Genomic DNA, 14,886 nt, shown 5'->3' with positions numbered 1-14,886 from the left:
GTTAATTCTGCATAACTATTCTTTTGGTTTTACCAAAATACCAATTAAGTCCTACCACAAAATTAAAATACTGATCATCCCGTTTTCCCTGAACGACATCATCTAATTTATCGCTCATGACAACATTATGTGTTCCGCTGAGACTAATGCCAAAGGTGTCCTTCATTAAATATTCAACACCTCCCCCATATTGTAATTGAAATAAGGTTTTATCAAAACTGTCTGCGTTCACAACGCCGGCACCACCAAACAGAAGGGGCGTAAACTTTTCTTGTGGCAGCAGAATAAACTCACTATTGAGCTGAAAAGCATTAAACCCATTTACAAAAGAAGGATCATTTTTGAGTTCAAACTTACTTATAGATGCTGCAAGGTTCACGTATGGATTAAAAAACCATTTCATTCCGAGTCCGCCGTTATATGAAAGCTCTGAATTACCATAGTCTCCGCTAATAAGGGAGGTTCCCCCTTGAATAAAAAAAGCATGTTTGTTACGTCGATCTCTCATATATCGATCATACAGATTGGTGTTTTGTGCCTTAAATTTTTCGGTTTTGTAGTTAAACAGCAATTGTTCAACTTCTTCCGGCTCGGCAGTTGGCGCCCATAAGTTATCTTCAATACCTTCAACAATTAAAGAAGCGACCGCTTTTTCAATGGCTTCGGTGACTGCAAGTTGTGCAGGCTCGTTCTTTGTGATACCAGTTTCGGCTTCTAAGAGTCTTTTAAATTTCACATACCTAAAAAAACTGGCATCCAGGGCCTGAGATAATATCGTTTTAGATACATAGACCGTTTTAAGAATTTTTCCGCTTGACGTTGATACAGCACGCAAATATATTGTAATTCGGTCTTGACGGTATTGTGTAGAGCCACCAATACCAAAGTATCGCGCTCCTAACCCACCGGTAATGATGTTTGAATCATAAGAAACGATACCGCCTTCAAGAATAATGCCTGCATAAAGTAACGGTGGTAACTGTGGTTGATCCGTATTTTGAGTTTTTTGATATTCTTTTCTGGTGGAACGAATAATATTACGCTCGTTCAGAAGGTTGCTTAAATTCTCTCTTTCGATCGGCACGAACCATTTTGAATCTTCAAGAGCTTTAATTAAAATTGTGGTTGCACCTTGTGTAACTGCAGTACTAAAGGTACTTCCATTTTCTGTAGGTTTATATTGACCTGTTTGATCGCGAAATTTATATACGCCAACCACTACGGGCTCTTGGGGTAAAGGAAAATTACGCAACTCTTCCGATAATTCCGTATCTTCTCCAATGCGAGCTTCTTCTATTGTAAGTGGCTGATTAAAATAGGTTCCGCAACTGGATAACGAGATAGAAAGTGAAATTATAAACGTTACTGTGTAAAATTTTGAATTCATTAATGATTAGTTAGGTATTACTACTTGAGATTGGTCTCCTGTACTCGTATCGAGTATGTTGATGACCAGTCCCTCTCCTGAAGGAAAAATTTCAATAAACAAAGTTCCGAAGGTATAGGTCCCTTCTTGCAACCCTTCATTTCCAAATTGCTCTGTAAATAAAGTTCTTGAAATTTGACTCAACAATTGATTATTAAGGCTTTCGGTAAATCGCTCTAAATCGGATCGTTGATCTCTCCCGGAACTGGTTTCTTCGGTAAATTTATTCTGCGATTCGGCCGAGCTCAACAGCCATTGGTAGTTGAATGTATCCCCTCCAAATGCCGGATTTTTAGGTTTGTACACAAGTTCCTGTGCTTGTAACACAGAAAACGCGGGTATACATAAAATACATAATAAAATTCTCTTCACGATTTTTAATTTTTAGAAGTAAGTCTGGCGATATTAATCACCAGACTTAGTCTAGTTGAATATAATTAGGCTCTGTAATTACACCTCATTAATTGGTTTGAGTTATATTGATACTCCCCATATCACCACTCTGCGTAATTGTAGCCTCAAGCCCTGAACCTTGTTGTGTATATTTTAAAGAGTTATACATTCCGGTTTGAGTAGTTTCCATCGTATTCATATCTCCAAATTGACGTGCTACTGTAATATTTCCTTCTCCAGACTGTGTAGAAAGCAAAACATTCGAATCTCCTTGCTGAATTTGAGTCAGGCTATTCTCATAACCCATTTGTAATGCCGTAGCTTGATTGAGGATTCCTATTTGCGATTGACTTAAACTACTATATTCGGCATTGTCCTGAGTTGCAGTGACTACATTTTGATTTTCTTCTTGATTTTGAACTATAGAGCTATTGTACCACTTAAATTGATCATTACCGGTTTGTACTGCTGTTGCCTCATTACCAGAACAACTATGCAAACTATTTTGAGTTATTGTTATAGATCCAGCAGTAAATCCGTTCTGCGAACTAGTTGCAATATTTTTATTTCCTTCTTGTGAGATCGTAGCATTGGAACCACGCGTTTGAATAGACGAAATTTGATTATTATCACCAATTTGAATTTGTCGAACCTTACCTGGGTACAAATCATTTACTGGCATAATTTGCTTGGATGAGACTTGATTATAATTACCTGTTTGTTGCTGAAAGGTGGTGCTAACGTGGGATTCTTGAATATCGGTACCTTGAGAAGTGATTGCTATGTTGCTATTACCTATTTGAATTTGTTCTATTACGCTACTTTCACCAAATTGATAGCCTGTGGCTTCATTGTCTAACCCTGTTTGCTTTTGTTTAACTAAAAGTTCGGGTTCTCCCGGATCTGCAGTACTATTCATACGAACTCTTCTTTGCGTAGAAGTTGCTATATTTCTATCTCCGATTTGTCGTTGTTCTACTCTATTAAAACGAGATGATTGTGTGGCTACAGCCGTGTTGCCATCCCCTTCAATACTTTCTTGATATTGATAGGAATAATTGCCGAAACTTGAAGCATCCATTGATATCGAAGTTATATTTCTATCTCCCACCTGTATTTGTACCGAGTAATTAGTGCTCAAATAGTCAAAACCATCGAGTAAAATTTCTGCTGTATTCAGGTTACCAGTTTGAGTAATCTTAGCAATGTCATCAAAAATCCCATTCTGAAAGATGGTTGCATCATTGTTATCTCCTATTTGAATTATCTCTGCCGTAACGCTTTCACCTCTCGAAAAAATATCTGCTGTGTTTAACTCTCCTTCTTGGGTAATGCGAGCGAAACTCTCATAAATATTATAGGTATTATTTTTTTGATCGATTTTTGCATAATTATCCTCTCCGAGCTGGATAATAGATGCGGTTCCCCACCCTCCTGTTTGATCAATAATTGCTGTATTATTCTCTCCTTCCTCTTCGGGGGTTTCGCCTACTTGCGTAACATTTGCATATAAATCCTCACCAACCTGTGTCACGGTTATAACACTGTTTTCTGAGTTTTGATCTATTACAATTTCATTGCTCGTGGTTTGTGCAATTGTAAATTGAAGACTTGAAAGCCCCATGACTAGTAAAATGTTGTTTTTCATAAGTGTGTGATTTAAGTTACTATATATTTAAGTTGGTAGGTGAGTCTATTAGTTTACAAGTCTATATCAAATACGTTCTATAAAAAATGTTATTACACTCTTCAAAAGTTTAGTTTGATTGTTGAATGGTAATGGTGCTAAAGAATCCTGCTTGGACTACTTCTGTATGAAGACCATTTCCCCTCTGCAAAGCTTGCACGACATTCCATTGCCCGCCCTGTTCTGCATTTATACGATTATTTCCACCTACTTGATTCATTAGTAAATTATTGTCTTCCCCAAATTGTAATGAACTTATTTGATTGTCATTACCGAACTGTATTTGCTCTACAAAGTTATAATTACCACCTTGGGTAACTGTTATTAAATGACCACCACCTTCCTGCTTAGATCTCAACATATTCGAATAATCCTCCTGTTCAGTTTCTATAGTATTCTTCACGCCTACTTGATATATCTTTGAAGTATGAGAATCGCCAGATTGCAATGAATTTATTCGGTTATTATCTCCTAACTGCTTTTGCTCAAATGCACTATAATACCCATCTTGCTTAGCATAACTTATATTGCTATCACCGATCTGTTCCTGATTCAAGTTTAGGGATTCAGAATAACGAGTTGTCCCCTGATCGGCAATTGCACTATTCAAGTTTCCTTGTTGGTTTTGCGACACTTTAGACCCAAACAAATTTGTTTGAATTACGTTCATCCCGTTACCAACACCAATTTGAGATTGTACTATCTTACTGGCTCCCTGTTCAATATCTTGATACGCTTGAATTTTATTGGAATTTCCTTCTTGAGTTTGAATTGTTTTAATATCTTCTCCAAATTGAAAAGCTATTGCCGAGTTATCATTACCTGTTTGAACTTGACTTGCATAAGCCGAAAAAACAATTCCTCCCCAACCATGTTGGTTGCTTTCAACATAATTACCATCACCTTTTTGAAACTGTTCCAACTTGACACGTCTACCCTGCATCACTCCTATAGCCACATTACCCAAATCAGTATAACTCTCTTGGTGCTGTAATGAATATCCCGTTATTATGTCGTTTTGAAATAACGATATTGAATTATTATTTCCGATTTGAATTTGATGAGCATCAGAGAACCCCCATATTTCAGAACTTACGTTAATTGAAGCCAAATTGTTGTATCCCTGTTGTTGAATAGAAGCAATCATTTCATTTTCCCCATACGTAATAATATTACTAGTATTAAAATTACCTATTTGTGAGATCGTAGAATTAATAAGATAATTTCCTCTACTCGAACTTTTCGCTAAATTATTAAATCCCTCTTGTAAAATAGTAGTATGGCTGCTATAAGCATTTATGCTTATTTCGCTTTCATTATTATTTCCTCTCTGTAAAATTTCTGTGGTGTTTACCGAACCCAATTGCTGGATTATCGCTGTATTATTATCCCCTAACTCACCATCAATCAACCCACCTTGGGTTACGCCAGCGTACAAATTTTCTCCAGTCTGTGTGACTGTTATTGCACTGTTTGTGGATTGTTGATCAATTACAATCTCGTTTGTCGTTTGAGTAAATCCAAACTTCACTCCCAGTAGAGTTAAGACTCCTGTTAAAATAAATGCTTTCATGACACAAGAATTTTGTTTATTATAGATAGTTTTTCTCAATATTGAAAAATATTTTCTTTCTGCTCTTTTAAGTCTTGAAAATAACGATACACCTTACGCACAGCGGTGTTTGACATTTGTTCCAGATACTCTAAATCCGGTTTTCCTAGAAATTCAAAGATGGTATTATCTTCTATAGTGACCTTAATAATAGTACTACGGCCAAAACTTAAATTCTCTACCACCTTGACTATTTTATTACCATTAATTTGATTCAAAGAGTAGGTACTATAAAAAAAGTCGTAAAAATCCTTTCCTGGTTTCGTCTTGGTTTCCTCGACTACAATTCCTTTTAATTCAATTCCGTCATTAGGGTTGTTTTTTGGGTTTTTATTAGATTGTTCTGCATTAGAGGTTCCATTAATTTCTAAACGATCTGTAGCAATAATTCCTTGATCGCTACTAATCAAAAGCATAATTACTAAATGATCCCGCTCTTCCTTATTAATAGATGTCTGTGATAATTCTTTATACTCGCTCGCTTCGAGTGTAAATCTTCCCTCTTGAGAGTTTTTTGATTTATTATTTGACGGAGTAGTTCTGAATACAGTGAGCGTATATTTTAAAGTTTTAAGAACTTCTGTGGTGTTTGTTGCTGTTGCTTGAATAGTGATGATATCGTCAATTTGCTCCAATTTGATTTTAGCTACAACGTCATTTGAAATTTTTTTTTGAGCGTTTATCGATATTGACAATAAAAACACAAATAAGAGTATTCCTTTAGGTTTCATAGGTTGAAATATTAAAAGTCATCTCATAGTTAAAAATTTCGGAGTATTATGGTTTTAGAATTCCCAGTCATTTTTAGTTTAATTTTATTGGCAAGTGCATTACTTCCAAATTTTTCAAAATATAGATTATTTCCCTCTTGGTTGATATCAATCATTGTATGTTCACCGATCGTATAAGAATTTTCAAAATATGTATTGTTGTCTCCATTTTGAATGATGTTTTTTGAAATCTGTAATGCAGATTCGTTTATATCAACTGCATTGTAATCTCCGGATTGTGTTACCTCTATTGCATAGGAGTTTGAAAAAACATCTACAAAAGCAGTGTTGGTCTCACCTATCTGTTTTATAAATACCGATTTATTAAGATTTGCTTGTATTTCAGTTGACGGTCTGTCAATAGCTGAAAATATTTCTTGTTGATCCAGCTGCCAATCCTGTAAATCTGATCTTACTTGATCAGCGTCTATATCTTGAGCATACCCTAATGTTGTAAGCATGAGTAAACTCATTACTATGCCGAGATTATTCATTATTTCTATATTTTATTATTAAAGTAACACTGCACTTAATTTGTGCAGTGTTACTAAAAATTTAATTTATAAACCTCCTACTTGGTTTACAACTGCTGCATTACTAGTCCCTACCTGAAGAATTGTGCTGTTATGCATAGCTCCGGTCTGACGAACCATTGTTGAATTGCCGATACCAAATTGCGTATCTGAAGCTACATTTTCTACACCCTCTTGCCAAATATCACTTACATTTTCAGCTCCATTTTGAGAAGATGTTGCCATGTTTCCTTCACCTAATTGAACTTGCATTACCAAGTTGTCTTCACCAAAAATCCCAAAGTCTCCTTCTTGAGAAGCTACAGCAACATTATTGGACCCTAACTGTCCTTGCATAGTGACATTGTCACCACCAAAGAAGGCTAGATTTTGTGTAGCTGATGCATTATTGCCATCCCCTAACTGAACTTGATAGATTTCATTATTATCCTCCTCATGTTGAGCAAAGGCTGTATTCTCTTCTCCCAATTGTATTTGTTCTACAATACCATTACGAGAATCAAAGATGGAACTTCCCTGCAATGAAGTTGCCATATTACCACTGCCTTCTTGGTATTGAAGGAGTGTATTACCTGTACCCCATTGCTCGCCGGCAGCCATATTAGCTTCTCCTATTTGAAGTTGCTCAGCATAGTTTTCATTTCCAACCTGAGCCATCGTAGCTACATTATCGCTACCTTCTTGCAGTATTCCACTAAAGTTATCTTCGCCGTTTTGTCCGGTAGTAGCAGTATTCATTTCACCAACTTGAATTTGAAAAGCAACATTACCTACTCCATCTCCAAAAAAGCCATTTCCTTCTTGAGAGATCAATGCGGTATTACGATCACCCTCCTGAGACTGATCCGCATAATTATCTCCTCCAAAATTCAATAAATTTTGCGTCGCGGAAGCTGAGTTACCATCACCTACCTGCACTTGATAAATTTCATTACGATCTTCTTCGTGTTGTGCAAATGCATTGTTTTTGTTACCTGTTTGTGACTGGACAACAACTCCATTTCTTGAAGCAAACGCCTCACTACCTTGAATTGTTTCTGCGTTATTAGACATACCATCTTGAGTCGTCAGGGCATCGTTTTCTAACCCGTCCTGATCAACACTTGCGGTGTTTGAAGTTCCAGTCTGTAAAATATTACTAGTATTAGATTGCGCAACCATTATTGTGGTTGAAAATAAAAGGGCTGCTAAGCCAAAAATCATTTTTTTCATGTGTGAAATGTTTTAAATTGATAATACAATTATTGCCATTTTTAAAAACATATGCATCATACTTATCCGCACACTTCGTGCTCCGATAATTATCGTTAACTCAAAAAATAGTGTAAGGGACTAGGGGTATTATCAATCGTTGCAACTATTGACTCTTGTAAATTTAGTAAAATTAATTGCCTAGGATTCAAAATATTATGACATTTCGATGAAACACTACAAAAAAAGCCATAGAACTCAGTTCCATGGCTTTTTTAAACATTTTGTTAAAATTATAATACGTTATTTCTTACTTATCTTGTAAAAAGTAACTCTCTGTACTTTGTTAACGGCCATAATTCATCATCCACTAACAACTCTAATTTATCACAACTGTACCTAATATCATCAAATAATGGCTTGACTTTATCGCAATATGCATACGCCATTTCTTCGGAGTCAGTTAAGTTGTTAGCATCCTTACGGGCATTGGTCATATCACTCACTTTTGAATTGATTTGACTTATATGCCTTGATATTTCTTCTATAATCTCCATCTGCTCTTTGGCATGCATTTTAAAATCGTCTCCGTACAATCTTTTTAGACCTGAAACGTTACTAATCAACGTATTCTGATATTTGACTGCTGTCGGAATTACGTGATTACGTGCAATATCGCCAAGAACGCGTCCTTCAATTTGTATACGCATTACGTACTCTTCCATTTCAATTTCGTAACGCGCTTCAGATTCAATGCGGTTCATAACCCCCATCTCTTCAAACAGTGCTAAAGATTTCTCTGAAATTTTTGCTTTTAAAGCAACCGGAGTGGTTTTGTTATTACTCAATCCTCTCTTTGCTGCTTCTTGTTCCCAAGCATCACCATATCCATTACCTTCAAACAAAATATTCTTTGATTGTTTGATATACTCTCGCAATACATTAAAGATAGCTTCGTCCTTTTTCAGTTCTTTTGTATCAATCAATGCATCTACTTCTTTCTTAAAATTACGTAACTGCTTAGCAACAATTGTATTTAAGATCGTCATAGGATTTGCACAATTCGCTTTTGATCCCACCGCTCTATATTCGAACTTATTACCGGTAAACGCAAAAGGCGAAGTACGATTACGGTCTGTGTTATCTAATAAAATCTCAGGAATTTTACCTACAACATTTAATTTTAAATCTGTCTTTTCCTTTGGTGAGAGCTTTCCGTTAGTTACACTTTCCAACTCTTTTAGAACAGCCGTCAGCTGCTCTCCTATAAATACAGAGATAATTGCCGGTGGAGCTTCATTGGCTCCTAATCGATGATCATTACTGGCTGATGCAATCCCCGCACGCATCAACTCCTCATTATCATTAATTGCTTTGATTGTATTTATAAAAAAGGTCAAGAATTGTAAGTTGCTCATCGGTGTTTTACCCGGGCCCAATAAATTCACTCCCGTATTAGTACTAAGCGACCAATTGTTATGTTTTCCAGAACCGTTTACACCTGCGAAAGGTTTTTCATGAAATAACACTTTAAAATCATGACGTGCTCCAACTTTATCCATCACATCCATAAGTAGTGAATTGTGGTCTACTGCTAAATTGGATTCTTCAAAAATAGGTGCTAACTCAAATTGATTAGGTGCTACTTCATTGTGACGCGTTTTGACAGGAATACCCAAACGCATACATTCAATTTCAAGATCCATCATAAAATTTAAAGCACGTAATGGAATGCTACCAAAATAATGATCATCTAATTGTTGTCCTTTTGCCGGAGAATGCCCTAATAAGGTACGCCCTGTCATCACCAAGTCCGGTCTGGTATTAAACAAGGCACTGTCTATAAGAAAATATTCCTGTTCCCATCCCAAAGAGGCATTTACCTTCTTTACATTTTTATCAAAATATTTTGCTACTGCTGTCGCGGCTTGATCAACCGACTGTAAAGCTCGCAGTAATGGTGTTTTATAATCTAAAGCTTCTCCTGTATAAGATACAAATACTGTAGGGATACATAAAGTAGTACCATAAATAAAGGCAGGAGATGTTGGGTCCCATGCAGTGTACCCACGTGCTTCGAATGTATTTCTTATTCCTCCATTAGGAAATGATGAGGCATCAGGCTCTTGTTGAACTAGTTGTCCGCCACCAAATCTTTCTATCGCTTTCCCATCTCCAATAGTTTCAAAAAAGGCATCATGCTTCTCGGCTGTAGCTCCGGTTAATGGCTGAAACCAGTGTGTATAATGCGTAACTCCTTTTGACAAGGCCCAGTCTTTCATAGCTGAAGCTATCTGATCAGCAATCTTACGATCCATTTTAGTGCCGCTGTTTATAGCGTTCATCACACTTTCGTAAGCGTCATCTGTTAAACATTGTTGCATCGTTTCTTGATTAAAAACGTTTTCTCCGAATAAAACCGATCTACGATCAATTTCTTTAATTGTTACGTTTTTACGACTTAATGCTTCTTGTAAAGCACGGAACCTAAGTGTTGACATAAGAGTTTTTAGTTGTTATTATTTCGGTACAAATATAGTGATTTATTTTTTCTAAGTATTAAATAAATCTTAACCCCCTGAAAAAATAGGGGCACAACCCTTGAAAAACACTCTTAAACAGAAACCAACCCTTATAAAATCAATGAGGTTAATCAAAAAACATAATCTATTTATAATTTATGTTAAATAAACATTAACGCTGTTTAGAAACTACCGTCATTTCCAGTTCCTGTGACAAAAAATAAAAGAGTTCTTTATACTAAAACAAAAAAAACCTGAGCATCGAGATGTTCAGGCTTGTTATTTTCAAATAATGAAAGCTTACTTCACAAAAACTAATGCTATAAATACGCAGTATGCTCCAAATATAAAAAGCCCTTTGATTCTTCCCAGCTCCATACGTTTTGGTATAAAAGCCAGCGGTAATAAGATTATAGCAAAGCCTAACATCCAAAATATATTGGTATCCATTAAAGTTTCATCCTTGATAGCAATGGGCTGCACAATTGCTGTTATTCCTAATACAGATGCAATATTAAAGATGTTTGAACCAATCAAATTGCCCAAGGAAATTGCTTTTTCTTGTTTCAATGCTGCAATTACTGAAGCTGCTAATTCGGGAACACTCGTACCCACTGCTATAAGTGTAACTGCAATAACCCCTTCAGACACACCCATCACAATAGCAATAGCCTCGGCACCATTGACTAATAATTCCGAACCAAAAAAGAGTGCAGCTCCACCAATCAATAACCAAATACCTATTTTAAAATTAGATGTTTGTTGTAGCGTATCATCAACTTCATCGGTAACTGTTGTCGAGAATTTTCTAGCATTCCGAATTAATATAAACAGATACACACATAACGATAGAAGTAAAATAGCACCTTCTGTGGTGGACAATACATCATCATTGTTAAGAAAAAGATAGAGAACAAATGATAACACAACCATTACAGGCCAATTGAGCTTATAAAAGTCCTTATCAATTGCTAAGGGTCCTATCAAAGCAGTAATTCCTAATACCAGTCCTATATTTGCTATGTTAGAACCCACTACATTACCTAAAGAAATATCGGACAATCCATCCAACGCTGCTTGTAAACTTACCAACAATTCTGGTGCTGACGTTGCAAATGAAACTACGGTAAGACCAATTACCATACGCGATAATTTAAGTCGAAAAGATAAAGCAACCGAAGATCGCACCAAAAATTCCCCTCCTACAACTAATAATGCCAGTCCGATAAAAAGATAAAGTATATTTAAGAACATGTTTAATGAATTTTGACAGCGAAGATAATAAGTCTATTTAAAGTAGTTGTTTTCATTTTATCATTTATTTACACCATCAAGGTATCTTACTATAACATAAATGTTTACTAATTTTGCATTATGAAAAAACAATTTTACCAATTTTTGGCCCGTCTCAACAAATTAGTTTTACCAAGTTTTAGCAAAAAACAATTGGATTTATCCAAAGCGTCTAAATTTCAAATGCTACTTTTTGGATGGAAACTCTTTGTTACTAAACGAGCTTTGTAACATATTACCATCCATTATTTGCAACATTTCTGATTATAAATCGTCTTTTTATTGATTTTAGAAACTTATTAATTCAAATAACACTATTGATATGAAACGATGGCTACTTGCAGGAGCTTGCGTACTAGGTATGCTCTCCTTATCAGCGTTTACTGTTGTAGAAAAAAATAATAGTTTTTGGCAAACTTTTGAGAACAATGAGGTAACTGCCGTAATTAACAAAGACACTACTGAAGAAGAACTTAATGACCTCAAAGCTTTCTTTGCCGATAATGGTATCGAACTATTTGTTAAGAATGTAACCCATAATGATCAAAAAGAAATAACAGGTCTTTCAATCATTTTAAAGAAAGGCAACTCAAAAACCAATTATACTTCTTCCTCCAATGTTCCTATAACCCCTATCGAGCTGGGTTACAAATCGGGTGGCTTATTTATAAGCAATCAAGATAGCTTGAAGACAACCACTTGGAAAAACAATAGCCCTTTCAAACATCCACATATTGATATTGATAGTCTAATGCAAAATCATGGTTTTGCATTCAATTTTGATTTTGACCGTGAGGCGGATTCCTTATTTTTTAAAGGCGGAATAAACCTGCAAGAGTTAAAAGATCAGATTATGAATTCATTTTCGTTTGATTTTGATGAAGATGACCATGGTAATTTTAGCTTTAACGGGCAAGCACTCTCACCGTTTCAAGGTAAACAACGCTATCATTTTATAGATAAGCCGGGAGTTGATAAACTCATCATAATCGATGGAAAAGAAGAAAATTTTGAAACTTTAGACAAGTTAGCAAAAGACGATAAATTAGATACGGTTGATTTTCTAAAACCAGAGACCGCCAAAAGTTTATATGGAGAAAAAGCGAATGACGGAGCAATCATCGCAACCACAAAAAAATGATAAATGCATAACCTGCTTTATAACGCCTTCAATGAAAAAGCTTTGAAGGCGTTTTTTTTATATATTAAAAATTAAATAAAGACGCAACGGGTTTCTTTAATTGCTCTCTTCCATTTAAAAAATCTAATTCTATAATAAAATTACATTGCACCACTACACCTCCAAGTTCTTCAACTAGTTCACACACTGCTTTTGCAGTACCCCCCGTTGCTAAAACATCATCATGAATCAGCACGCGATCTCCAGGCTGTATGGCATCTTCATGGATTTCTAACTCATCTGCGCCGTACTCCAAACTGTAGGCTTTGCTTTTCACCTTATATGGTAACTTTCCTTTTTTACGGACGGGTATAAAACCTGCGTTGAAGCGTTCTGCCAACATCCCTCCCAAAATAAACCCGCGAGCTTCGATTCCAATTACTTTATCCACCTTTTGCCCTGAATTATACAAGGCCTGTAGACGATCCACACAAACTTTTAAAGCTTCTGCATTTCCTAAAAGCGGTGTAATATCTTTAAATACTACCCCTTCTTTTGGAAAATCAGAAATATCTCTGATATATTTTTTCAAATCCATCTGGCAAAATAACGAATTATATAAAATGGAAACAATTTTTAATGAAATCTCTCTACATAATTTAAAAGCAAGCTATAAAACTCCTTGAAAACTTTCAATACAATGCCAAAATTACTCTATAAGCTACAATTTATAACTTTAAACAAGCACAAGGCAAAAAGTACGAAACGATAATCATTAATTTACTTATAAATACAAAATGAGTTTCATAAAAAGCTTTCTAAAAATTTTGTTAACAAGAATCTTGCTTATATATTGAGAAAACAACTAGTAAAAATAGAGAAATCATGTAAAAACTAACCGATACATACTAACAATTAAAAAATAATACCTAACCAATTAAACATTATCTATGCTAACATTTTTCGGAATCTTAATTTTAATTATAGGAGTCATAAGTCTCGTAATTACTCCTTTTTTCAACAGTTCTAAAGCACTTGCTTGGTTTACTAAAACCAGAAGTTTACAACTCATTGCGTTCGGGTTTGTATTAAGTGTACTTTCAGGATTATTGTTCTACGCCGAACCTGGTACTGCGTATGCGGTGCAATACCCTTGGGGTAGTCAAAAAGCGGTTTTCAGACAAGGAATTCATACGAAGATGTGGGGACGTCTCATCCCTATTCAGTTCGAATTACCAATAAAATATGTAATCCCTGATAGTGAAGGTGATCTTGGAGAACAAAGTCAATACGCCAATGTAGACAAAGCAAAATATTGGGCTTTCAGTGATGCTGTTAAAGCTAGGATTGCTACCTCTGTAGTTATTAGTATCAATACTGTTGATGAGGATCAATTTTTATCGGTGGCCGATCGTAATAAGACTGAAAGAAACCTTATTCGATCCCGAATTATACCAAACATTGATCAATCTATCAAAAACACCTGTAAATTGATGGATGCCCAGGACTATATTTCAGGACAAGCTTCTGATTTTGACCGATATTTTAAAGATCAATTAGAGAATGGAATGTATGTACTCGAAGAGTATATTACTAATGAAAGTGTGGAGACTATCGGGGACAGTATGACTATACGTACAATCACTAATAATAAAGAGTCTAAGCAAAAACGCTTTAGAATCAAAAAAATCAATGGTGAGCCAGTACGAGAAAGAGGGAATTCATTAAAATCCTACGGACTAACTGTAATTCAGGCTGTGGTTACCGAAATTGATTGGGAATCTACCTTCGATAAACGTCTACAGCTTCAAAAAGAAGAAGTTGCACAAACACAGTTGGAGAAACAACAGGCAGAACGAGAATTCTATCGAGCTCAAAAAGAAACTGCTAAAGGAGAAGCTGAAAAAGCTACAGAGCGAGCCAAATTAGAAAAGCAACAAATTCAAAAAACCATCGAAGCAGAGACACGTGCCAAGGTAGCCGAATTTAATCTTATAGAAGAGCGGAAAAAATATGAAGTTGCGCAGTTTAAAGCTAAAACACAAAAAACAATGGCTGACGCGCAATCCTATGAAAACGCAAAACTTGTTACTGCAGGACTTACACCACAAGAACGTGCTGAATGGGAATACAAAACCTCAGTTAATGTCGCCCGAGAACTAAAAGATTTAAGATTACCACAAATTTATTTTGAATCGGGAGGTAAGCAAGGCGAGCAAGGAAATCTGTTGCAAAACCTAATCGGAGCAGAATTAGCTAAAAAAATGCTCTCAAAACCTTCTTCAAAGCGTTAAGTAATAGCGTAAATTAAATTCCTACTATAGAGTCACTTATCCGTT

Annotated in this window: 13 protein-coding genes; 3 read left to right on the top strand and 10 right to left on the bottom strand. The window is 35.6% G+C overall.

The genetic code is table 11. The features are described 5' to 3' along the window. Position 1: 1 nt before the first annotated feature. From BD809_RS09220 to BD809_RS09180, 9 genes are all read right to left on the bottom strand, one after another. Positions 2 to 1,387 (bottom strand): CsgG/HfaB family protein, encoded by a 1,386-nt coding sequence (locus BD809_RS09220; RefSeq protein WP_148782680.1) that lies wholly within the window; start codon positions 1,385 to 1,387, stop codon positions 2 to 4. A 6-nt stretch (positions 1,388 to 1,393) separates the two neighbouring features. Next, positions 1,394 to 1,798, bottom strand: a complete 405-nt coding sequence (locus tag BD809_RS09215; RefSeq protein ID WP_148782679.1) for a curli production assembly/transport component CsgF — start codon at positions 1,796 to 1,798, stop codon at positions 1,394 to 1,396. 88 nt (positions 1,799 to 1,886) lie between these two features. Beyond that, on the bottom strand, positions 1,887 to 3,467 hold the full coding sequence (locus BD809_RS09210; protein WP_148782678.1) for a hypothetical protein: 1,581 nt from the start codon (positions 3,465 to 3,467) through the stop codon (positions 1,887 to 1,889). A 109-nt stretch (positions 3,468 to 3,576) separates the two neighbouring features. Further along, positions 3,577 to 5,079, bottom strand: a complete 1,503-nt coding sequence (locus BD809_RS09205; protein ID WP_148782677.1) for a hypothetical protein — start codon at positions 5,077 to 5,079, stop codon at positions 3,577 to 3,579. 35 nt (positions 5,080 to 5,114) lie between these two features. Beyond that, positions 5,115 to 5,849 (bottom strand): curli-like amyloid fiber formation chaperone CsgH, encoded by a 735-nt coding sequence (gene csgH, locus BD809_RS09200; RefSeq protein WP_148782676.1) that lies wholly within the window; start codon positions 5,847 to 5,849, stop codon positions 5,115 to 5,117. A gap of 29 nt (positions 5,850 to 5,878) precedes the next feature. Continuing rightward, positions 5,879 to 6,382, bottom strand: coding sequence for a hypothetical protein (locus tag BD809_RS09195; RefSeq protein WP_148782675.1), 504 nt, complete (start codon positions 6,380 to 6,382; stop codon positions 5,879 to 5,881). A 66-nt stretch (positions 6,383 to 6,448) separates the two neighbouring features. Next, a complete protein-coding gene (locus tag BD809_RS09190; protein WP_148782674.1) occupies positions 6,449 to 7,633 on the bottom strand; it encodes a hypothetical protein in 1,185 nt (394 codons plus the stop codon). Between the two features lie 293 nt (positions 7,634 to 7,926). Further along, entirely contained in the window at positions 7,927 to 10,113 is a 2,187-nt protein-coding gene (locus tag BD809_RS09185; RefSeq protein ID WP_148782673.1) for a glutamine synthetase III family protein, read from the bottom strand. A 321-nt stretch (positions 10,114 to 10,434) separates the two neighbouring features. After that, entirely contained in the window at positions 10,435 to 11,388 is a 954-nt protein-coding gene (locus tag BD809_RS09180) for a calcium/sodium antiporter (RefSeq protein ID WP_148782672.1), read from the bottom strand. Positions 11,389 to 11,508: 120 nt separating this feature from the next. Between BD809_RS09180 and BD809_RS15840 the strand changes: the two genes are divergently transcribed. Further along, the gene (locus BD809_RS15840; RefSeq protein WP_148782671.1) at positions 11,509 to 11,658 is read left to right on the top strand and encodes an SsrA-binding protein; all 150 of its coding nucleotides are present in this window, start codon (positions 11,509 to 11,511) and stop codon (positions 11,656 to 11,658) included. Positions 11,659 to 11,749: 91 nt separating this feature from the next. Further along, on the top strand, positions 11,750 to 12,568 hold the full coding sequence (locus BD809_RS09170; RefSeq protein ID WP_148782670.1) for a hypothetical protein: 819 nt from the start codon (positions 11,750 to 11,752) through the stop codon (positions 12,566 to 12,568). Between the two features lie 64 nt (positions 12,569 to 12,632). On the opposite strand, the gene BD809_RS09165 is transcribed toward BD809_RS09170, so the two are convergent. Continuing rightward, positions 12,633 to 13,145 carry an adenine phosphoribosyltransferase gene (locus BD809_RS09165; protein WP_148782669.1) on the bottom strand — a complete coding sequence of 171 codons (513 nt, stop codon included), beginning with the start codon at positions 13,143 to 13,145 and terminating at the stop codon, positions 12,633 to 12,635. A gap of 352 nt (positions 13,146 to 13,497) precedes the next feature. Here BD809_RS09165 and BD809_RS09160 point away from each other — a divergent pair, with 352 nt between their 5' ends. Further along, positions 13,498 to 14,841 (top strand): SPFH domain-containing protein, encoded by a 1,344-nt coding sequence (locus tag BD809_RS09160; protein WP_148782668.1) that lies wholly within the window; start codon positions 13,498 to 13,500, stop codon positions 14,839 to 14,841. The last annotated feature ends 45 nt before the right edge of the window (positions 14,842 to 14,886 follow it).

Origin of the sequence: Aquimarina intermedia (assembly GCF_008124785.1) — a bacterium.
Classification (GTDB): domain Bacteria; phylum Bacteroidota; class Bacteroidia; order Flavobacteriales; family Flavobacteriaceae; genus Aquimarina; species Aquimarina intermedia.
The sequence above is the reverse complement of the archived record's forward strand: the minus strand, read 5'-3'. Positions and strand labels throughout refer to the sequence as shown.